The organism is Kitasatospora sp. NPDC056651, from assembly GCF_042792155.1.
In the GTDB taxonomy this organism is placed as follows: Bacteria; Actinomycetota; Actinomycetes; order Streptomycetales; family Streptomycetaceae; genus Kitasatospora.
The window spans coordinates 13,923-31,014 of the sequence record NZ_JBHTWX010000109.1; the positions used below are offsets into that span (position 1 = coordinate 13,923).

General features: G+C 74.5%; 19 protein-coding genes. 12 read left to right on the forward strand and 7 right to left on the reverse strand.

The window, feature by feature from the left end:
• Positions 1 to 96 precede the first annotated feature (96 nt).
• The gene (locus ACFRAR_RS31385; RefSeq protein ID WP_380702362.1) at positions 97 to 2,346 is read left to right on the forward strand and encodes an MMPL family transporter; all 2,250 of its coding nucleotides are present in this window, start codon (positions 97 to 99) and stop codon (positions 2,344 to 2,346) included.
• On the opposite strand, the gene ACFRAR_RS31390 is transcribed toward ACFRAR_RS31385, so the two are convergent.
• Entirely contained in the window at positions 2,329 to 2,760 is a 432-nt protein-coding gene (locus ACFRAR_RS31390; RefSeq protein ID WP_380702364.1) for a MarR family winged helix-turn-helix transcriptional regulator, read from the reverse strand. The genes ACFRAR_RS31385 and ACFRAR_RS31390 overlap by 18 nt on opposite strands.
• Positions 2,761 to 2,822: 62 nt before the next feature.
• Between ACFRAR_RS31390 and ACFRAR_RS31395 the strand changes: the two genes are divergently transcribed.
• Both ACFRAR_RS31395 and coaE read left to right on the forward strand, forming a co-directional pair.
• Complete coding sequence (locus ACFRAR_RS31395; protein ID WP_380702366.1) at positions 2,823 to 3,464, forward strand: MBL fold metallo-hydrolase; 642 nt, start codon at positions 2,823 to 2,825, stop codon at positions 3,462 to 3,464.
• 58 nt (positions 3,465 to 3,522) lie between these two features.
• Positions 3,523 to 4,122, forward strand: coding sequence for a dephospho-CoA kinase (gene coaE / locus ACFRAR_RS31400; protein WP_380702368.1), 600 nt, complete (start codon positions 3,523 to 3,525; stop codon positions 4,120 to 4,122).
• Positions 4,123 to 4,167: 45 nt separating this feature from the next.
• Here coaE and ACFRAR_RS31405 read toward each other — a convergent pair whose 3' ends face one another.
• A complete protein-coding gene (locus tag ACFRAR_RS31405) occupies positions 4,168 to 5,493 on the reverse strand; it encodes a sensor histidine kinase (protein ID WP_380702370.1) in 1,326 nt (441 codons plus the stop codon).
• A 102-nt stretch (positions 5,494 to 5,595) separates the two neighbouring features.
• Here ACFRAR_RS31405 and ACFRAR_RS31410 point away from each other — a divergent pair, with 102 nt between their 5' ends.
• Complete coding sequence (locus ACFRAR_RS31410) at positions 5,596 to 6,174, forward strand: GNAT family N-acetyltransferase (protein ID WP_380702372.1); 579 nt, start codon at positions 5,596 to 5,598, stop codon at positions 6,172 to 6,174.
• A gap of 7 nt (positions 6,175 to 6,181) precedes the next feature.
• Here the strand turns inward: ACFRAR_RS31410 and ACFRAR_RS31415 are convergent, their stop codons facing one another.
• Positions 6,182 to 6,985 (reverse strand): hypothetical protein, encoded by an 804-nt coding sequence (locus tag ACFRAR_RS31415; RefSeq protein ID WP_380702374.1) that lies wholly within the window; start codon positions 6,983 to 6,985, stop codon positions 6,182 to 6,184.
• Between the two features lie 70 nt (positions 6,986 to 7,055).
• Here ACFRAR_RS31415 and ACFRAR_RS31420 point away from each other — a divergent pair, with 70 nt between their 5' ends.
• The 3 genes from ACFRAR_RS31420 (at position 7,056) to ACFRAR_RS31430 (ending at position 9,343) form a co-directional block, all read left to right on the forward strand.
• Positions 7,056 to 8,069: a LysR family transcriptional regulator gene (locus ACFRAR_RS31420; protein ID WP_380702376.1), complete on the forward strand. Its 1,014-nt coding sequence runs from the start codon at positions 7,056 to 7,058 to the stop codon at positions 8,067 to 8,069.
• The gene (locus ACFRAR_RS31425; protein WP_380702378.1) at positions 8,066 to 8,626 is read left to right on the forward strand and encodes a GNAT family N-acetyltransferase; all 561 of its coding nucleotides are present in this window, start codon (positions 8,066 to 8,068) and stop codon (positions 8,624 to 8,626) included. Before ACFRAR_RS31420 ends, ACFRAR_RS31425 begins: the two co-directional genes overlap by 4 nt.
• Positions 8,627 to 8,773: 147 nt before the next feature.
• Positions 8,774 to 9,343 (forward strand): hypothetical protein, encoded by a 570-nt coding sequence (locus tag ACFRAR_RS31430; protein WP_380702380.1) that lies wholly within the window; start codon positions 8,774 to 8,776, stop codon positions 9,341 to 9,343.
• A 102-nt stretch (positions 9,344 to 9,445) separates the two neighbouring features.
• Here ACFRAR_RS31430 and ACFRAR_RS31435 read toward each other — a convergent pair whose 3' ends face one another.
• The 3 genes from ACFRAR_RS31435 to ACFRAR_RS31445 all read right to left on the reverse strand — a co-directional run bounded on the left by ACFRAR_RS31435 (position 9,446) and on the right by ACFRAR_RS31445 (position 12,630).
• Positions 9,446 to 10,210 (reverse strand): hypothetical protein, encoded by a 765-nt coding sequence (locus tag ACFRAR_RS31435; RefSeq protein WP_380702382.1) that lies wholly within the window; start codon positions 10,208 to 10,210, stop codon positions 9,446 to 9,448.
• Positions 10,211 to 10,614: 404 nt separating this feature from the next.
• Complete coding sequence (locus ACFRAR_RS31440; RefSeq protein ID WP_380702384.1) at positions 10,615 to 11,874, reverse strand: alpha/beta hydrolase; 1,260 nt, start codon at positions 11,872 to 11,874, stop codon at positions 10,615 to 10,617.
• Positions 11,875 to 11,910: 36 nt separating this feature from the next.
• Entirely contained in the window at positions 11,911 to 12,630 is a 720-nt protein-coding gene (locus tag ACFRAR_RS31445; protein ID WP_380702386.1) for a class I SAM-dependent methyltransferase, read from the reverse strand.
• Positions 12,631 to 12,950: 320 nt separating this feature from the next.
• Between ACFRAR_RS31445 and ACFRAR_RS31450 the strand changes: the two genes are divergently transcribed.
• Genes ACFRAR_RS31450 through ACFRAR_RS31460 form a run of 3 tightly spaced genes read left to right on the forward strand, consistent with a single transcriptional unit; the run spans position 12,951 to position 14,659 of the window.
• Positions 12,951 to 13,406, forward strand: coding sequence for a hypothetical protein (locus ACFRAR_RS31450; RefSeq protein WP_380702388.1), 456 nt, complete (start codon positions 12,951 to 12,953; stop codon positions 13,404 to 13,406).
• A gap of 33 nt (positions 13,407 to 13,439) precedes the next feature.
• On the forward strand, positions 13,440 to 14,096 hold the full coding sequence (locus ACFRAR_RS31455) for a formylglycine-generating enzyme family protein (protein ID WP_380702390.1): 657 nt from the start codon (positions 13,440 to 13,442) through the stop codon (positions 14,094 to 14,096).
• 35 nt (positions 14,097 to 14,131) lie between these two features.
• A complete protein-coding gene (locus ACFRAR_RS31460) occupies positions 14,132 to 14,659 on the forward strand; it encodes a GNAT family N-acetyltransferase (RefSeq protein WP_380702392.1) in 528 nt (175 codons plus the stop codon).
• Here the strand turns inward: ACFRAR_RS31460 and soxR are convergent.
• Positions 14,656 to 15,201 carry a redox-sensitive transcriptional activator SoxR gene (gene soxR, locus ACFRAR_RS31465; RefSeq protein ID WP_380702394.1) on the reverse strand — a complete coding sequence of 182 codons (546 nt, stop codon included), beginning with the start codon at positions 15,199 to 15,201 and terminating at the stop codon, positions 14,656 to 14,658. The two genes, ACFRAR_RS31460 and soxR, sit on opposite strands and share 4 nt — an antisense overlap.
• A gap of 57 nt (positions 15,202 to 15,258) precedes the next feature.
• Here soxR and ACFRAR_RS31470 point away from each other — a divergent pair, with 57 nt between their 5' ends.
• Positions 15,259 to 15,996 carry a thiamine pyrophosphate-dependent enzyme gene (locus tag ACFRAR_RS31470; RefSeq protein WP_380702396.1) on the forward strand — a complete coding sequence of 246 codons (738 nt, stop codon included), beginning with the start codon at positions 15,259 to 15,261 and terminating at the stop codon, positions 15,994 to 15,996.
• A 51-nt stretch (positions 15,997 to 16,047) separates the two neighbouring features.
• The gene (locus ACFRAR_RS31475; protein WP_380702398.1) at positions 16,048 to 16,941 is read left to right on the forward strand and encodes a transketolase family protein; all 894 of its coding nucleotides are present in this window, start codon (positions 16,048 to 16,050) and stop codon (positions 16,939 to 16,941) included.
• The last annotated feature ends 151 nt before the right edge of the window (positions 16,942 to 17,092 follow it).

Genomic DNA, 17,092 nt, shown 5'->3' on the forward strand with positions numbered 1-17,092 from the left:
TATGTGAAGATAAATGTGAGATGGGGCTCATTGCCCGTCTATAGGCCGGAGTTCCGGTTGCGCCTAGATTGAGGGCAGCTGCCCGAAAGGCTCCTCATGCGCAATCCCTCCTCCGCCGCCCCCACCGCCGTGGTCGGTGGCCGGTTCGCGGCCCTCGGCCGGTTCTGCTTCCGCCACCGCCGCTGGGTGCTCGGCCTGTGGGCCGTCGTCCTGGTGGTCGGCGTCCTGATCGGGGGCCGGGTCTTCGAGGGCTCGGTGGCCGGGGCCTCCTCCGCCACCGCCGAGGCCGACCGGGGCAGCGCGGTGGTCGCCGCCGCCGACCCGGCCAAGGGCACCGTCACCGCCGTGGTGGACGGCCGACCGGTGGACGATCCGGCGGTGAAGGCCGCGGTGGAGCGGGCCACCGCCGAGGTCGCCGGCCTGCCCGGGGTCTCCGCCGCCCTGGACGCGTACGGCCCCGGCCCGGAGCCGGCCGCGCTGCGCTCCGCCGACGGGACGGCGAGCCTGGTCACCGTACGGATGGCCGACAGCGCGAGCAGCGCCCAGACCGACGCCGTCAGCGAGCGGCTCGCACGGCTGGACGGGGCGGGCGGCGCCCACGTCACGGTCGGCGGGGACCTGGTGCTCCAGCAGGAGGTCAAGCAGCAGACCGAGAAGGACACCAAGTTCGGCGAGATGGTGACGCTGCCGCTCACGCTGATCGTCATGGTGCTGGTCTTCGGCGGGCTGGCGGCGGCCTCGCTGCCGGTGATCGGGGCGGTCGCCTCGGTGGGCGGAGCGCTGCTGGCCATGTTCGGGTTCAGCCGGATCATGGACATCGACACCAGCGTGCTGCCGATCGCCACGGTGCTGGGGCTCGGGCTCTCCATCGACTACGCGCTGCTCATGGTGAATCGTTTCCGTGAGGAACGTGGCCACGGCGCGGGCATCGCCGCCGCCGTGGAGCGGACCGCGGCGACGGCCGGGCGCACCGTGGCCTTCTCCGGACTGACCGTGGCCGTCGCGCTCTCGGGCCTGTTCGTCTTCACCAGTCCGGTGCTCGGTGCGGTGGCGGCGGCCGGGGTGAGCGTGGTGGTGATCGCCGTCGCCGCCGCGCTGACCCTGATCCCCGCCCTGCTGGGCTTCGCCGGCGCGCGGATCAAGGCGCCCGCCGCGCCCGTCGCGGACGAGGGGTTCTTCAGCCGGACCGTGCGCCGGGTGCGCAAGCGGGCGGTGGCGGTGACCCTCGCCTCGGTGGCCCTGCTGATGGCGGCGGGGGCGCCGTTCCTGCACGCCGAGATGCGCAGCTCCGGCGCGGCCGTGCTGCCCGCCTCCTCGGCCGGTCGGCAGGTCGCCGAGACCGTCGACCAGCGGTTCCCGCAGGCCTCGGCCGCACCGATCACGGTGGTGGTCGAGGGCGGTGCGAAGGTGGCGCAGGCGTACGCGGACGAGGTCGTGGCCAAGCTGCCCGGGGTGAGCGGGGTGCGGGCGGTGACCCCGGTGGGCGAGGCGGTGTCCACCGTCGACGTGCTGGTGCCGGGCGACCCCCAGGGCAAGTCGGCCAAGCAGGTGGTGGAGGAGCTGCGGGCCGACCGCGGCGGGCTGACCACCTACGTCACAGGCGGCGCGGCCTCGGTGGTGGACTTCCAGGACGAGCTGTTCTCGCGCGGACCGTGGGCGCTCGGCCTGGTCGCGCTGGGCACGCTGGTGCTGCTGTTCCTGATGACCGGCTCGGTGGTGATGCCGGTCAAGGCGCTGCTGATGAACCTGCTCTCGCTGGGCGCCTCGCTCGGCGCGCTCACCCTGGTGTTCCAGGACGGGTACTTCAGCGGGCTGCTGGGGTTCAGCCCGACCGGCGGGCTGGAGACGTTCATCCCGGTGCTGGTCTTCGCCTTCGCCTTCGGGCTGTCGATGGACTACGAGGTGTTCCTGCTCTCCCGGATCAGGGAGCTGACCCTGCGCGGGCACGACTGCGTCCGGGCGGTGGAGCTGGGCGTGCAGCGCAGCGGTCGGATCATCACCTCGGCGGCGATGCTGATGGTGATCGTCTTCGCCGGGTTCGCCCTCGGGGACATGCTGATGGTCAAGCAGATGGGCATCGCGCTGGCCGTCGCCGTCGCGGTGGACGCCACCCTGGTGCGCTGCCTGCTGGTGCCCGCCGCGATGAGCCTGTTCGGCGAGTTCAACTGGTGGGCGCCCGCCCCGCTGCGGCGGCTGCACCGGCGGTTCGGGCTGAGCGAGCACGTCGAGCTGCCGGAGGTCGGGCCGGTGGCGGTTCCGGCGCCGCGGCCGGTGGTGGAACCGATGACGGAAGCAGCGGTGGAACCGGCGGCCCAGGACCTGGTGGGTTCAGCTCAGTCGGTCTAGCAGCGCGACCGCGGCGCGCAGCCGCTCCTGTTCGGCGGGGCTGAGCCGGGACTCGATCGCGGCGGCGATGTGGTGTTCGCGGCGGGCGCGCTGGTCGAGCAGGGCGGTCCGGCCGGCCTCGGTGGCGGTGATCAGCTGCTTGCGGCCGTCGGTGGGGTGGGGCTGCTGGGTGACCAGTCCGGCCTCGGTCATCAGGGCGACGGTGCGGGCCATCGACTGGTGGCGGACGCGCTGGAGCTCGGCCAGGTCGGCGATCGTGCAGGTGCGTTCGTCGCGGACCAGCAGGCCGAGCACGGCGGCCTGGTTCTGCGGCAGTTCGTCGCCGGTGCGCAGGGAGCGGACCAGGCTGCCGAGGGCGGTGCGCAGGTCGGCGGCGAGTTCCAGGGTGTCCGGGTGTGGGGCTCGGCTGGTCATGGGAGGATTCTACCGAAAATATGTACAGCATGGCTGTACAGTCTTGCTGTATGGTTTTCGGCATGCGAATCACCAAGTTCGGACACGCCTGCGTACGCGTCGAGCACGGGGACACCACCGTCGTCATCGACCCGGGGGCCTTCACCGACCCGGGCGCACTGGCCGGGGCGGACGCCGTCCTGATCACCCACGAGCACATGGACCACTTCGAGGAGTCCCGGCTGCGCGCCGCGCTGGCGGCCGACCCGGCCCTGCGGGTGTGGACCAACGCCGCCGTCGCCGCGCGACTGGAGGGCGCGGCGCGCCGGGTCCACGCGGTCGGCGAGGGCGACGCCTTCGAGATCGGTGGGCTCGGGGTCTCGGTGCACGGCGAGTGGCACGCGGAGATCCACCCGGACATCCCGCGGGTGACGAACATCGGCTTCCTCCTCGACGGCCGGCTGTTCCACCCCGGCGACGCGTTCACCGTGCCGCCGCACCCGGTGGAGACCCTGCTGCTGCCGCTGGCGGCCCCCTGGAGCAAGGCCTCCGAGGTGATCGACTACGTCCGGGAGGCCGGGCCGCGCCGGGCGGTGCCGGTGCACGAGGCGGTGCTCAGCCCGATCGGGCTCGCCGTGCAGACCCGGCTGGTCGGGCCGGAGGGGCCCGGTACGGGCGCGGAGCTGGCGGTCCTGGGGGAGGGCGAGAGCCTGGAGCTGGGCTGAGCCGACGCGGAGGGGCCCGGTCCTGACGCCGCCGGTGCCGCGCCGGTAGCCTGACGCCATGCTGAAGATCGGACTGACGGGTGGCATCGGCGCGGGCAAGAGCGAGGTGTCCCGGCTGTTCGCCGCGCACGGCGCGGTGATCGTGGACTCCGACGTGATCGCCCGCGAGGTGGTCGCCCCCGGGACGGACGGCCTGGCGGCCGTGGTCACCGAGTTCGGCCCGCAGGTGCTGCGGGAGGACGGCGCGCTGGACCGTCCGGCGCTCGGGGCTATCGTGTTCGCCGACCCGGAGCGGCTGAAGGCGCTGAACGCGATCGTCCACCCGCTGGTGCGGGCCCGCTCCGCCGCGCTGGAGGCGGCGGCCGCGCCGGACGCGGTCGTGGTGCACGACGTGCCACTGCTGGCGGAGAACGGACTGGCGCCGCTGTTCGACCTGGTCGTGGTGGTGGACGCGGCCGACGAGGTGCGGGTGGACCGGCTGGTGCGGCTGCGCGGGATGGCCGAGGAGGAGGCCCGGGCCCGGATGGCCGCGCAGGCCTCCCGGGAGGAGCGGCTGGCGATCGCGAACCTGGTGATCGACAACGGCGGCGGGCTGGCGGAACTGGCGGCCCGGGTGGACGAGGTGTGGGCGCAGCTGGCGCGGCGGGCGGCGGCCTGAGGGCGGTCGGCCCCCGGGGCGGTGCCGGGCGGCCGGTGACGCCGCTCAGGCCGTGCCGAGTGGCAGCCGGGCGCGGACGGCGAAGCCGCCCTCCGGGGTCGGTCCGGCGTGCAGGGTGCCGCCGAGGTCGCCGGCCCGGGTGCGCATGCCGTGCAGGCCGTGGCCGCCGGAGGGCAGTTCCGGGTGCGCGGCCCGCCCCGGCTGCCCTGCTTGCCCCGGCTGCCCTGCCTGTCCTGCTTGCCCTGCCCGCCCTGTCTGTCCGGCGGTGGGCCCGGTGTCCCCGTCGCCGGTGGGGGAGTTGACCACCGCCAGGCGCAGCCCGTCCGGTTCGACCTCGACGGTGACGGCCACCTCCGCTGCCGGGGCGTGCTTGTGCGCGTTGGTCAGCGCCTCCTGGACGATCCGGTAGGCCGCGTGCTGCACGGCGGGACCGGGGCCGGCCGGCCCGTCGGCCGGGCCGTTGACGGTCAGTCCGACCGCCAGCCCGGCCTGCCGGGACTCCTCGACCAGGGCGGGCAGCGCGAGCAGCGAGGGCGCCCGGTTGGTCCCGGTGGTCAACGCGCCCAGCAGGACGCGCAGTTCGGTGAGTGCCTGGAGCCCGAGGGTGCGGATCAGGCCGAGCGTCTCCCGGACGGCGGCCGGGTCCCCGGCCTGGGCGACCTGCCCGGCGCCCGCGTGCAGGGTGATCAGCGAGACCCGGTTGGACACCACGTCGTGCATCTCCCGGGCGAGCCGGGCGCGTTCCTCGGCCACCGCGCGTTCCTCGGCGTGCCGGCGGGCCTCCTCCAGCAGCCGGTTGCGCTCGCCGAGCAGCCGGTTGCGTTCGGCCAGCCCGTCGACGGTGCGGGCGCGCTGGTGGGCGGTCAGCCCGAGGGCGAGCGGCACGGCTCCGAAGAGCAGCGGGTCCTCGACCAGGTTGGCGAGTCCGGACGGGGTGCCGATCTCGCGGAGGTCCCCGAGATCCCCGAGTCCTCCGAAGACTCCGAGGCCCCCGAGGTCGAACGGGATGAGCAGCCGGAGTTCGGCCAGGGCCGCCAGGACGTACACCAGGGTGGTGGTGCCGCGCCGCGCGGTCAGCCCGTAGAGCGCGATGGCGAGCGGGAGTTGGCCGCTGACCAGGGTGACCGCGGCGACGGCGGCCGGGTGGCGCCGCCGCAGCGCGAGGGCGAGCGCGCCGGCCGCCATCAGGACCGCGTTGGCCGTCGGCGAGGTGGTCGGGCCGATGTCCGCGTCGTTCGCGGCGAGCGGGACGAGGACCAGCAGCACCAGGGCCGTCGGGGCGAGGGCCCGGACGGGGCCGGGCAGGCGCAGGGGTGGGCCGGGCAGCGGTGCGGCGAGGTCGGCGGCCGACTGGTCGGTGGGCTGCTGCATGAGGGGCATGCTTCCACACCGCCGCGGCGCCGGGCCGATCGTCCGGTCGAGTGGCCGGGAACGGACTGGTGAAAGGCCGTGGGCGGAGGAGAGCATGGCGGAATGGATGATCGTTTCTCGCCCGAGGCCGTGACCGCGACGGGGTCCGAGCCGCACCTCGCCGGGGCCCCGGTGGTCGAACGGCTCGCGCAGTACGGCCGTACCGAGCAGCAGGAGATCCTCGGCCCCGGGGACGATCCGTACGGCGTCGCGTACACCGGGCTGTCCTTCCGGTCCAAGGAGATCCACTTCGGCGTCCGGGCCGCCGACGGCCGGCTCGTCGCCCACACGGGCCTGGTGCCGCTGCCGCTCACCGTGGGCGGCAACGACCTGACGGTGATCGGCGTCGGCGGGGTCTGCGTGGCGCCCGACCGGCGCCACGGCGGCCTCGCGCGGGCCGTGGTCGGGGTCGCCCTCGACCACGCGCGCACCCTCGGCCACCGGTACGCGCTGCTGTTCTGCCGTCCGCCGCTGGCCGCGTTCTACCGGGGGATCGGCTTCCGGGAGGTGGCGCGGGCGGTGACGGTGGAGCAGCCGGAGGGGCGGCTGGCGGAGATGCCGCTGCGCACCCTGTGGGCCCCGCTGGTCGCGGGGGCCGGGTGGCCGGAGGGGCCGGTGCGGTTGCGGTCGCTGCCGATGTGAGGCGCGGTCAGGCGCCGGCCGTGGAAGCCGCGTGCGCCGTGGAGTCCGCGTGCGCTGTGGAGCCCGTGGAGCCCGTGGAGTCCGTGTGCGCCGCGGACGCCGTGGAGTCCGCGTGGGCCACGGCGGCGACGGCCAGCGCGCGGATCATCGGGTGCGCCCGGGTGCCGTCGCCGGACAGCTCGGGCTGGAACAGCGAGGCCAGGAAGAACGGATGGCCGGGCAGTTCCAGGATGCGCACCGACCCGGAGCCGTCCGTGCCGCTGAACCGCAGGCCGTGCGTGGTGAGCCGGTCCAGGTAGGCGTCGTTGAGGCCGTACGAACAGTGGTAGCGCTCCTGGGTGCGGGTGGTGCCGAGGACCCGCTCGGCGAGGCTGCCGGGAGTGATCGTGACGGCCCCCTCGTGGCCGACCAGCGAGCAGGCCAGTGGGGCGATCACCTGCTGGTCCGCCTCCGGGCGCTCCTCGCCGTGGACGGCTCCGGCCAGGCCGCAGACGGTGCGGGCGTACTCCAGCACCGCGTGCTGGAACCCGCCGCAGGTGCCGAGGAAGGGGATGCCGCGTTCGCGGGCGGTCCGGACGGCGGCCAGCGCGCCGGCCTCGCTGCGGTAGGGGCTGCCGGGCAGCAGCCAGATCGCGTCGAAGCCGTCCAGGGCGCCGGGCCCGGCGGCGTCCCCGGTCGGGATCCAGTAGGCGTCCAGGACGAGGTGGTCGTGCTCGGCGAGGGCGTCGAGCAGGCCGGGGACGCGGGCGTGCGAGCGGACGGCGGGGGAACGGTCGCCGACCAGGGCGACCCGCGGGGTCAGGTAGGTCATGCGGCTATCCTGGCCCGGCATCCGAGATCAGCGCCAACGATGATTCCTTAAGCTTCGATCAGATCGGTTGATGACCGCCGTGGACCCGCAGCAGCTGCGCACCTTCGTCACCGTCGCCCGCCTCGCCTCCTTCTCGGACGCGGCGCGGACACTCGGCTACACCCAGTCCGCGGTCTCGCAGCAGATCGCCTCGCTGGAGGCGGACCTCGGCACCGCCGTGCTGGTCCGCCGCCCGGTCGGCCCGACCGCGGCCGGTCAGCGGCTGCTGGAGCACGCCGCGCCGCTGCTGCTCCGGCTGGAGGCGGCGCGCGCCGACGTCGCACGCCTGGCGGGCGCCCCGAGCACCCGGCTGGTGCTCGGGGCCACCCCGCTGGCGGTCGGCGCGGCACTGGGGCGCGCGCTCGGCGAGGTGCGCCGGGCGTACCCGGGGGTGGACCTGGTGGTCCGGGTGCTCGCCCAGGACGTGCTGCCCGCCCGGGTGGCCACCGGCGAGGTCGACCTCGCCCTGATCGACGGCCTGGCCGCGCCCAGCGACCCGCTGCCGCTGCCCGACGTCGGCCCGCTGCGCACCCTCGCGGTGGCCGAGCAGCCGGTCGCCGTCGCCCTGCCGGCCGGCCACCCGCTGGCCGGCCGCGGCGGAGTCGCGCTCGCCGACCTCTCCGCCGCCCGCTGGCTGGACGCCCCCGACCTCACCCCGCCGCCCGCCCGGCTGCGCACGGCCGCGGGCGTCGACGGCTTCCGGCCCGCCACCCGCTACCAGGGCACCGACCTGCACGGACTGCTCGCGCTGGTGGCGACCGGGCACGGGCTCACCCTGCTGCCCGAGCCGGTGCTCGCGGCGGCGCCCGGGATCGGGTACGCGCCGATCGCCGCGCCCCGACTGGTGCACCGCACCGAGCTGATCCACGGCAGCCTGCCGGAGGGGCCGGCGGCGCTGCTGGGGCGGCTGCTCGCGGGCGTGGTGGGTGCGGTGGGCATGGTGGGCATGGTGGGCGTGATGGGTGCGGAGGGTGCGGCCGGTCCGGCCGGTGGGCCGAATTCGCTTGCGCGGGCCGACGGTGCCGATGAAATGATCACGCGATGAGCACCGGAATCATCATCAGACGAGTACGGACCGAGGAGTGGCAGCGGCTCAGGGACATCCGCCTCGACGCGCTGCTGGACCCGGTCGCGGCCGTGGCCTTCCTGGAGACGTACGAGCAGGCTGTCGCCCGCTCCGACGAGTTCTGGCAGGACCGCACCACCCGGGCGGCGACGGACCCGCACGTGGCGCAGATCATCGCGGAGGCCGAGGACGGGCGCTTTCTCGGCACGATGACCGGCCTGGTCGAACACCCCGGCGGGGACGGCGCCCTGGAGGGCGACGTCATCGAGGTCGAGCAGGTGCACGTGGTCGGCGTCTACGTCCGGCCGGAGGCGCGCGGCACCGGGCTGGCGCTCGATCTGATCCAGGCCGTGCAGGACTGGGCGTGGTCGCTCACCGGGCCCAGGATCGAGCGGGTGCGGCTGTTCGTCCACGAGGACAACCCCCGGGCCGAGGCGCTGTACCGGAAGGCCGGCTTCGAGCGCACCGGGGCGGTGCTGCCGGTTCCCGGCGGCGGACCGGGCCGGGAGCGGGAGCTGGCGGTCCCGCGGAGCTGACCGGGTGTGACCCGGGGCGGCAGGGGCGGTTGTGGAGACGCGGGCACCAGGCGTTCACGTCCCGGGCCTGACGGTGGTCGGCCGCGCGGTGCTGTCATGAACACAGTCGCCCGGCGGAGTGCCGGGCCGGACCAGGAGTGCTTCCCCATGATGCTCCGTCACCGTCGCACTGGCACCGCCCCGGCGGCCGTCCTCGCCGCCGCCCTCGCCGCCGCCGGACTCACCGCCGGCACCGCGCGGGCCGCCACCCCGGCCGCTGCCCCCGCCCCGGCGCCCCGCCCGCTCGCGGCGAGCTGTTCGCAGGCCTACCTGCCGCTGCCCGACCCGTACTGCACCCCCGGCGCGTACAACCCGGACGTCACCCAGGCGACCATCGGGCAGACCATCTGCGTCTCCGGCTGGACCGCCACCGTCCGCCCGCCGACCAGCTACACCAACGCGCTGAAGGTGCAGCAGATCGCCGCCTACGGCTACGCGGACACCAGCACGGCGGACTACGAGGAGGACCACTTCGTCCCGCTGGAGCTCGGCGGCGCCCCGCGCGACCCGGCCAACCTGTGGCCCGAGCCGCGCTACGGCAGCCAGCCGGCGCAGAGCAAGGACTCCGTCGAGACCAAGCTCAAGAACGCGGTGTGCGGCGGCCGGGTCGGCCTCGACGACGCGCGCACCGCGCTCGTGAACGACTGGACCACCGCGCTCGGCGTCCTGGGGCTGTGAGGAAAGGGCCGGCTCCCCGGGGAGCCGGCCCTCGTCCCGGCGGTCGCCGCCCGCCGTGGGCGGTCGGTGTCCGCCGCGGGTGCTTGGTGTCCGCCGCGGGCGTCAGTGCCCGTCGCAGCCCGGGAGGGCCTCGCACATCGGCGCCGACATGCCGGTGCCGACGTACTTGTCCTCGGGGGCCTTCCAGGCGTCCTTGGGCTGGGCGCCCGCCTTGGTGGTGGCCCAGACGGACAGCTCGCTGACCACGCCGCCGTCGCTGACCACGTACTCGTGCAGCGTGACGGTGCTGCCGTCGGCCTGCGGGACGGTCAGGACGGCGGCGAAGTACGGCGCCTCGGGGGCGCTGTCGACCTTGACGGTGGCGCCGGGCGCGCTCTTGGCGCAGTTCTTGACCGCCTCCGTCAGGCGGGCCTGGGCCAGGTTGGTGCTCTGCTTGGTGCCGCTGCTGCGGGTCGGGTCGCCGTGGAACAGCAGGGTCTGCTGGGCCGCCCAGCGGTCCCCGCCGAAGCCGACCTCGGACTTCGCGGCGGCGGCGCCGGTGAACAGCGGCTCGTCGTCCTTGGCGACCGCGGCGCGGCACAGCTCCATGCCCTTGAACGCGACCGCGCCGGAGAGCTGCTTGGCGTTGGCCGCGAGCGGCGTGTAGTGGTAGCTCTCGTCCATCGGGATGCTCTTGGTGTCCATCCAGGCCTTGTCCGGGATGCCCTTGTCGGATCCGGAAGGCTTGGTGGGGTTGGTGTCCGGCGTGGTGGCCTGGGCGGCGGGCGAGCTGACGTCCTGTCCGCCGTTCTCCGGCCCGCAGGCGCTGAGCGTGCCCAGGCAGACCAGGGCTGCGGCGGTGGCGGTGACGAGTCTGGTGGTGCGCAAGTGACGTATCCTCGGATGTCCGGTGGCATGGGTCGGGGGCGGGCACGCGCCGGCCGTGGGCCGCTGCTGCGCGGCACCGTGCGTCCGGCTTCGCCGCCCGGTCGACCCGTGGTCGCGGGCACTCGGCATCGCGGTCCCTCCCCTGTGCGTACGGCCGCCGGGCTCCGCGCCCCGCTGCCCCCGCCTCGGGACTGAAGGGAGGCCGGGCGCAGTGCCACGTCGACGGCGGTCGAAACCTATTCCACCGGGCCGCCGCGAGCAAAGCCGCATCCCACATGGCGGAGCGCCAAGTGGCGAGGGCCCACGGCGAGTTGCCGCCGAACGCCCGCAAGGGCGCCGGATGTCGCGTTCGACCGGGATTGCCCCTTTGCGGGCGCGCCCCAGAACCTGGGACCGGGCGGGGCCTAAGCGTGGGTGCCGGGAACGCCGAGCTGGGCGGCGAGCCAGGGGAGGGCCTGGGCGAATGTCGCGGAGCCGGTCTGCCAGGTGTGCTTGCCGGAGCCGACCGCGTTCACGGTGCGGATGCCGTCCTTCCTGGCGGCCGCCTCCAGAGCCCTGGCGGACTCGATCTGGCCGTGTTCCTCGTCGCCCTGGCCGAAGTAGCCGGAGACGCCCTGGTACCTGGGGTGGTGGGCGAGGACGGTCAGCGGGTCGTGGGCGGCCCAGGCCGCGGCGTCGCCGCCGTACAGCTCCTGGACGGTGTGGTCCTTGTCGCCGATGTACGGGCCCCTGTCGCCGGAGAAGTCGCCGAAGTGGGTGAAGACGTTCGGGTGCTCGACGGTGAGGTCGAAGGCGCAGGTGCCGCCCATCGACCAGCCGGCCACGCCCCACTTGTGCGGGTCGGTGGCGGCGTTGAAGGTCTTCTGGACGAACGGCGGGACGTCCTTGAGCAGATGGCTCTCGGCCTGGCCATGCGGGCCGTCCACGCACTCGGTGTCCACCCGGAAGCCGCCGGTGGCGTCCGCGAACACCAGGATCGGCGCGAAGCCGTTGTGCCGGGCGGCGAAGGCGTCGGCGGTCCTCACGGCGTTGCCCGAGCGGATCCAGTTGTCGGGCGCCGCGAACTCGCCGCCGATCATCTCCAGGACGGGGAGCCTCGGCCGGGTCTGGCTGCGGAACCAGGCGGGCGGCAGGTAGACCAGCTCCTGGCGGTGGGCGAAGCCGCCGGCGGTGTTCGGGATGTCGACCTGGACGATGCGGCCGGTGCCGGTCCTGCCGTGGATCGACGCGAGCTCGGCCAGGGTGATCTGGTCCGGCAGCGGCTGCCCGCCGAGTTCGCCGATCGCGTCGTCCAGGGTCGGGTAGTAGCCGGTGGCGATGTTCACGCTGTTCGCGGCGGAGAACAGCGCCAGCAGCACGGCCGGCACCGCCAGCACCCGCCGCCACCAGCGCGCGCCGCGCCAGCCGAACCCGAGCACGCACAGCGCCGCGACGGCCACCCCGCTCCACAGCCACACCCCGGACGGGATCGGGTCGGTGATCCCGCTCAGTGTCAGCACGGCGACGGCGCCGGCGGCGGTGAGCACCAGCGCCGTCCCGAGTGCGATCGGGCCCCACCGGCGCAGCCAGGCCCCGTCCCGCCGGATCGCGGTGGCCAGGAACAGCGCGAGGGCCGCGGCCTGGACCGTCCACGGGAACCAGCCGTCGAGCAGGGAGACGTTCATACGGCCGGAGGCTAGGGGCGGAGGATGAGAGGCCGGTTAAAGGCTGGGTGCTTTCTGGAAGACCGCTGTGAGGAGGAACGGCACGCCGAACAGTCCGGAGCCGGCCTCCCGGGTGGCCATCGGCCGGATCTCCAGCGGAGTGAACTCGCGGAACAGCGAACGGAGTTCGTCCGGAGAGTAGGCGAGGCCGCCCTCCAGTGTGCCGAGCCGGTAGAGCTCCTCGTCGGGGCGCTCGGAGCCCATCGCGCCGGCCGCGAAGGCGGTGACGGCGAAGTGCCCGCCGGGGGCGAGGGCCCGGTCGAGGAGGGCCAGGTAGCTGACCCGGCGGTGCGGCGGGAGGTGGTGCAGGCAGCCGGAGTCGTAGACCAGGTCGTACCGGGCGTGGGGGAGTTCGGCCTCGAAGATGCTCGCCCGGTGGAAGCGCGGGTTGGCGCCGCCACCCGCTTCGCGGGCGCGTTCCGCGGCCCAGGCGAGGGCGGCGGGGGAGAGGTCGACGGCGTCGACGTCGAAGCCGCGCGCGGCCAGGTGGATCGCGTTGCGGCCGGCGCCGCAGCCGAGGTCGAGCGCCCGGCCGGGGGCTCCGGGCACCAGGCCGCGGTCGAGGTAGGAGACCAGGTTCTCGTCGGGCTCGGGTGTGAAGAACGGGCGCCCGGCGGACCGGTCCGCGTAGAAGCGGTCCCAGAACGGTTCGGCCGGCGGGAAGAGGCCGTCCAAGAGGGCGAGGACGTCTTCGACGGTGCGGATCGTACGGTTCATGCGGCCGAGCCTAGGTCCTGTCCGGCCGCCCCGGCGGGCGCGGGCGCGGGGCGCGAAAACGCTGGGGCGGTGGGTGGCCGGGGCCGTCGACGGCCGTCCCCGGCGGGACTCCCGGGCCCGGTCCGGCGCCCGGCGGCGCCACCGCGCCGGCCCGGGAGGGGCCGTTCCGGCGGGGCGGGGGGAGGCATCGGGAACGGGGTCGGCATAACGGTTCGAGGACACCTGCCGCGCTCTTGGGCGGGCCGTCCGCCTGAGGGCCCGTCGTTCCCCGCGTGCTAGGTTCGAACGCGTTCAAAGAGGCTGCTGTACAAGGGGGAAACATGGTCACGGTGCCGCTGAGCGCCCGGTGGCTGTCCGGGGTCGGGGCGCTCGCGTTCCTGCTGCCGGTGTGGGGCATCCACCGGGGGTACGGCCCGGGCGGGGTGATGATGTACGTCTTCGGGCTGGCCTGCGCCGTGGCGTGCGCCGTGCCGCCGTTCTTCTCCGACGAGAAGCGGCTGCGCATCGCGTGCACGGCCGGCGGCGCGGTGGTCGTCGTGGTGTCGGCACCGTTCGTGTTCGTGGGTGCGCTGTTCGCGAGGTTCCTCTACTACGGCACCCTGTACCTGGCCTTCCTCGCGCTCCCCGTCACCGCCGTGGCCGGTCTGGTCGCCGGGTTCCAGCGCGCCAAGGGGCGGGAGTGCGGTCGTGGTCCGGCCCGGTTCGCCTGGGCGTGCGCGGCGCTCACGGTGACCGGTTGGCTGGGCGTCAGCGCCTGGATCCTGACGCTGCGCTGAGCGTCCGGCCCGCGCGACGCCTAGGATCTGGGGATGATCACCGTTCCGTCCGGCCGGGTCACCCTCTCCGACCGGCGTACCCAGCGCAGTTGGTCCGTCGACGTGGCCTCCTACGAGCTGGCGGCCTGTCCGGTGACCCGCGAGCAGTACGAGGGCCTGACCGGCGACCGCCGCCCCGCGCACAGCGTCTCCTGGCTCGACGCCGTCCGCTGCTGCAACGAGCTGTCCCGGCGCGAACACCTCGTGCCTGCCTACGAGTTGGACGGCGAAGAGGTCTCCTGGGACCGCGCCTCCGACGGCTACCGGCTGCCCACCGAGGCCGAGTGGGAGCACGCCTGCCGCGCCGGGACCGACGGCCCCCGCTACGGCCCGCTGGACGAGATCGCCTGGCACCGCGGCAACGCGGACGAGCGCCCGCACGAGGTGGGGCGGCTGCGCCCCAACGCCTACGGGCTGTACGACCTGCTCGGCAACGTCTGGGAGTGGTGCTGGGACCTCTACGATCCCGAGGTGTACGGCAGCTACCGCGTCCTGCGCGGCGGCGGCTGGTTCGACGAGCACTGGAGCTGCCGCGCCTCCGTCCGCCGCCGCAGCCACCCGACCCTGCGCATCGACGACGTGGGATTCCGGCTCGCCCGCTCGATCACCGGACGGGCGGCCGCGGTGGACGGCGGCCCGGCGCTCGGCTGAGGAACCGTCCCGGCCACCCGGCCGTTGGCGCCTGCATGAGTGATGAGAGAGTCTCCCTCCGCCCGATCGCCCGGGCCGACCTGGCCGCCTTCGACGCGATGCTGAACGACCCCGAGGCACTGGGCGAGTTCCAGTGGTACGGCTGGCGGGACCCGCAGCGGTTCAGCCGGCAGTGGGCGGAGAACGGGCTGCTCGCGGAGGACCGGTGGATCCTCGCGGTGGCCGTCCGTGACGAGTTCCGCGGCTTCGTCGCCGCCACCCGTACGGGCCCGCGGCCGGCCTCCCCGTACTGGAGCCTCGGCGTGCAGCTGGTGCCGGAGGCGCGCGGCCGGGGGATCGGAACGCAGGCCCAACGGCTGCTGGTGGACTACGTGTTCGCGCACGCCCCGACCATGCGGCTGGAGGCGGACACCGAATCCGGGAACCTCGCCGAGCAGCGCGTCCTGGAGAAGCTCGGCTTCACCCGGGAGGGAGTGCAGCGCGCGGTGACCTTCCGCGACGGCGAGTGGCGCGACGTCGTCCGCTACAGCCTGTTGCGCACGGATCCGCGACCCTGGGCCTAGCGGCTGTCGGGGTCCGTGCGGGCGTCGGGGTCCGTGGGGACGGGCTCCGGGCCGGTGGCCGGATCGCGGGTGTGCAGGTAGCGGGCGCCCGGTCCGGTCTCGCCGGCCCGGTCGGCGGCGTTGTAGAGGGCGCAGCGGGACAGTGAGAGGCAGCCGCAGCCGATGCAGCCGGTGAGCTTGGCCTTCAGCCGTTCCAGTTCGGCGATCTGCTCGTCGATCCGGCTCTGCCAGGACTCGGCGACCTTGTCCCACTCGGTGCCGCTGGGGGCCGGGCGCTCGGGGAGGCGGTCGAGTGCGACCTTCGCCTCGTCCAGTGAGAGGCCGACCCGCCGGGCGGCGCGGATGAAGGCGATCCGGCGCAGCGTCCCCCGGGTGTAGCGGCGCTGGCCGCCGGTGGTGCGGGTGGCGTGGATCAGGTCGAGGCCCTCGTAGTAGCGCAGTGCCGAGGGGGCGAGGCCGCTGCGGGCGGCGAGCTGGCCGATGGTGAGCAGGTCGCTGTGGTGCGGGCCGGGGGCCCGGTGGCCGTCGGTGTGGGCGGTCATGGGAGTTCACTGTAGCCGCTTGACCTCAAGTCGGCTTTAAGTCGCACCATCGTGGTCATGACGACGAACGCGACGACGGAATCGGCGACGAACGCGGCCGCGCGGGCCGTGAACGGGGCCCGGTTCGAGGACCTGCCGGCCCTGATGGGCCTGATGACCGGCGACGAGAAGCACGGCCCCGCCGCCACCTCCACCCTGGACGCGCTCTGGGTGCTGTACGACCGGGTCCTGAGGGTCACCCCGGCCACCGCCGAGGAGCAGGACCGGGACCGCTTCCTGCTCTCCAAGGGCCACGGCCCGATGGCGTACTACGCGGTGCTGGCGGCCAAGGGCTTCATCGACCCCGCCGTGCTGCCGAGCTTCGGCGGCTACGACTCGCCGCTCGGCCACCACCCGGACCGCACCCTGATCCGCGGCGTGGAGATCGCCTCCGGCTCGCTCGGCCACGGCCTGCCGCTGGCCGTCGGCACCGCGCTCGGACTGCGGGCGCAAGGGCTGGCCGACCCGGCGGTGTGGGTGCTGGTCGGCGACGCGGAGTTCGACGAGGGCTCCAACGCCGAGGCGGTGGCCTTCGCCGGGGCGTACGGGCTGGACCGGCTGCACGTGGTGGTGATCGACAACTCCTCGGCCACGCACGGCTGGCAGGGCGGCATCGCCCGGCGCTTCGCGGCCGAGGGCTGGTCGACCGCGGCGGTGGACGGCCGCGACCACGAGGCGCTGTACCGCGCCTTCACCGAGGAGCACCCGGGCCGCCCGCGCGTGGTGGTCGCCCGGGTCGAGCCCAAGGAATCCTGAGCACCTCCCTCCAGCTCCGCCAACCCGCCCGCAAAGAAAGGCAGTCCATCGATGGACACCATGCGCGACCGCTTCGTCGACGTCACCACCCGTCTGCTGGACGAGGACTCCCGGCTGGCCCTGGTGCTGGCCGACATCACCGCGGCCGCCTTCGCCCCGGCCCAGGAGCGCCACCCCGACCGGGTGGTCAACGTCGGCATCCGCGAACAGCTGCTGGTCGGCGCGGCCGGTGGCCTGGCGCTCAGCGGGATGCGTCCGATCGCCCACACCTTCGCCAGCTTTCTGATCGAACGGCCCTTCGAGCAGGTCAAGTTGGACCTGGTCCACCAGGGCGTCGGCGCCGTCCTGGTGAGCGCGGCCGGCTCCTACGACTGGCCGGCCGGCGGCCGGACCCACATGTCGCCGGGGGACGTCGCCCTGCTGGACACCCTGCCGGACTGGACCGTCCACGTGCCCGGCCACCCCGACGAGGCCGAGCAGCTGCTGCGCCACGCCTACGCGGACGGCGACCGCAACGTGTACGTCCGGCTCTCGGCGCACCAGAACGCGGCGCCGGTGGCCGTCGAGCCGGGCCGCTTCACCACCGTCCGGACCGGCTCGCGCGGCGTGGTGCTGGCCGTCGGCCCGATGCTGGACGCGGTGCTGGCGGCCACCGATGGCCTGGACGCCACCGTGCTGTACGCGGCGACGGTGCGTCCCTTCGACGCCGCCGGGCTGCGCGCGGCGCTGGGCGGGCGGACGGACGTGGTGCTGGTGGAGCCGTACCTGGCGGGGACCTCCGCCAACGAGGCGCACGAGGCGCTGGCCGACCACCCGCACCGGGTGCTGGCGCTGGGCGTGCCGCGCGAGGAGCACCGGCACTACGGCTCGATCCCGGAGCACCTGGCCGCCTACGGCCTGGACGCCCCGGGGCTGCGGGAGCGGATCGGCGCCTTCCTCCGGTAGGTCCTCGCGCGGCCCTCGCTAGGCCCTCGCTAGGCCCTCGCCCGGGCCGGCGCTCAGACCCGAATCCGCAGGTAGTGGCGGCGGGCGGCAGCTGATACGACGACAGGTGCACTGTCGGTTTGAGAAGATCGAGGTTCCTACACCGTGACCA

Coding starts and splice junctions, on each gene's coding strand:
- ACFRAR_RS31460 (WP_380702392.1), top strand. CDS start 14,132: ATGAGTGATGAGAGAGTCTCCCTCCGCCCGATCGCCCGGGCCGACCTG.
- ACFRAR_RS31450 (WP_380702388.1), top strand. CDS start 12,951: ATGGTCACGGTGCCGCTGAGCGCCCGGTGGCTGTCCGGGGTCGGGGCG.
- ACFRAR_RS31475 (WP_380702398.1), top strand. CDS start 16,048: ATGGACACCATGCGCGACCGCTTCGTCGACGTCACCACCCGTCTGCTG.
- soxR (WP_380702394.1), bottom strand. CDS start 15,201: ATGACCGCCCACACCGACGGCCACCGGGCCCCCGGCCCGCACCACAGC.
- coaE (WP_380702368.1), top strand. CDS start 3,523: ATGCTGAAGATCGGACTGACGGGTGGCATCGGCGCGGGCAAGAGCGAG.
- ACFRAR_RS31415 (WP_380702374.1), bottom strand. CDS start 6,985: ATGACCTACCTGACCCCGCGGGTCGCCCTGGTCGGCGACCGTTCCCCC.
- ACFRAR_RS31445 (WP_380702386.1), bottom strand. CDS start 12,630: ATGAACCGTACGATCCGCACCGTCGAAGACGTCCTCGCCCTCTTGGAC.
- ACFRAR_RS31470 (WP_380702396.1), top strand. CDS start 15,259: ATGACGACGAACGCGACGACGGAATCGGCGACGAACGCGGCCGCGCGG.
- ACFRAR_RS31455 (WP_380702390.1), top strand. CDS start 13,440: ATGATCACCGTTCCGTCCGGCCGGGTCACCCTCTCCGACCGGCGTACC.
- ACFRAR_RS31385 (WP_380702362.1), top strand. CDS start 97: ATGCGCAATCCCTCCTCCGCCGCCCCCACCGCCGTGGTCGGTGGCCGG.
- ACFRAR_RS31395 (WP_380702366.1), top strand. CDS start 2,823: ATGCGAATCACCAAGTTCGGACACGCCTGCGTACGCGTCGAGCACGGG.
- ACFRAR_RS31425 (WP_380702378.1), top strand. CDS start 8,066: ATGAGCACCGGAATCATCATCAGACGAGTACGGACCGAGGAGTGGCAG.
- ACFRAR_RS31410 (WP_380702372.1), top strand. CDS start 5,596: ATGGATGATCGTTTCTCGCCCGAGGCCGTGACCGCGACGGGGTCCGAG.
- ACFRAR_RS31440 (WP_380702384.1), bottom strand. CDS start 11,874: ATGAACGTCTCCCTGCTCGACGGCTGGTTCCCGTGGACGGTCCAGGCC.
- ACFRAR_RS31420 (WP_380702376.1), top strand. CDS start 7,056: ATGACCGCCGTGGACCCGCAGCAGCTGCGCACCTTCGTCACCGTCGCC.
- ACFRAR_RS31405 (WP_380702370.1), bottom strand. CDS start 5,493: ATGCAGCAGCCCACCGACCAGTCGGCCGCCGACCTCGCCGCACCGCTG.
- ACFRAR_RS31430 (WP_380702380.1), top strand. CDS start 8,774: ATGATGCTCCGTCACCGTCGCACTGGCACCGCCCCGGCGGCCGTCCTC.
- ACFRAR_RS31390 (WP_380702364.1), bottom strand. CDS start 2,760: ATGACCAGCCGAGCCCCACACCCGGACACCCTGGAACTCGCCGCCGAC.